The 533-nt window shown below is 48.6% G+C and carries 1 protein-coding gene; it reads left to right on the top strand.

All coding sequences use genetic code 11. The features are described 5' to 3' along the window. The coding region (locus tag ABD224_RS29390) for a hypothetical protein (protein ID WP_344055386.1) at positions 1-533 on the top strand (533 nt) is incomplete at both ends.

Genomic DNA, 533 nt, shown 5'->3' with positions numbered 1-533 from the left:
ATAACGAAACCATCGTTCGAGAGGTCTTCCTTGACCCTGCGAAAGAGAAGGGCTATCTGGATTATATTGACCAACGTGGTGACGAGCGTATTGACTTCAAGGGGCGAGTCCTACCCAACGATGACGCTTTCTCTATGGATGTGAAAGGCGGTGAGGGGCAAAGTATCGGTCATCTACTCGTCCCTGAGAATACCGATATTCTCACTATTTGGAGTGAGAGACGGTCTCGAAATACGAAACCCCCTGATAGTCGTTTGAATGAAGTCATCAACAGACCTGTGCGGTGGGCAATCAACCACGGGCACGACCTCTCATTGATGATAATTCGAGACCCGCCTGGTGGTGCACGGACTGACGATAACAAAGTCATCCCAGATGTCGTCGTATTCCCAACTGAATTCCCTTCGCCCGAAAATCCGAACCCTGAATTCCCAGAGCTTGATGACGTTGACCTCTTGGAAATTATATTTGAAATCCTCGCTGGTGATGGAGATGTCCATGCTGAACAGAATCAAAAACACATCTGGTGGCAC

The sequence above is a fragment of the Streptomyces thermoalcalitolerans genome, assembly GCF_039525155.1.
GTDB lineage: Bacteria > Actinomycetota > Actinomycetes > Streptomycetales > Streptomycetaceae > Streptomyces > Streptomyces thermovulgaris.
The sequence above is the reverse complement of the archived record's forward strand: the minus strand, read 5'-3'. Positions and strand labels throughout refer to the sequence as shown.